General features: G+C 43.0%; 1 pseudogene. It reads right to left on the reverse strand.

From position 1 onward, the window contains the following. Positions 1-63: 63 nt before the first annotated feature. A pseudogene (locus tag ITB9_RS15710) lies at positions 64-484 on the reverse strand (hypothetical protein); the annotation flags it as partial.

Raw genomic sequence — 484 nt, forward strand, 5'->3', positions numbered from 1 at the left:
ACATCTGACACGTTATAGTCACATGGATCGTTTGGATCTGTTCCGTTTGCTATTTCATCTGCATCAAGTAACGCCATCTCCATCACAATCTACCGTACTTGTTACTGTTACTGTAACGTCGGATACGTTATAATCACAAGGATCATTTGGATCTGTTCCGTTTGCTATTTCATCTGCATCTGTTACGCCATCTCCATCACAATCTACTGTGCTTGTCACTGCTAAGGTTACACTATCTACATCATAATCACAGGCATCATTTGGATCCGTACCGTCTGGTGTTGTTGGATCGCCATCTGGTCCATTGATCTCATCTGCATCTGTTACTCCGTCGCCATCACAATCTACTGTGCTTGTTACTGCTACACTTATGTCTGACACGTTATAATCACATGGATCGTTTGGATCTGTTCCTGATGCGATTTCATCTGCATCTGTTACTCCGTCTCCATCACAATCTACTGTACTGGTTACTGCTACGGTT

Source organism: Olleya sp. ITB9 (assembly GCF_001315805.1).
Taxonomy (GTDB): Bacteria; Bacteroidota; Bacteroidia; order Flavobacteriales; family Flavobacteriaceae; genus Olleya; species Olleya sediminilitoris.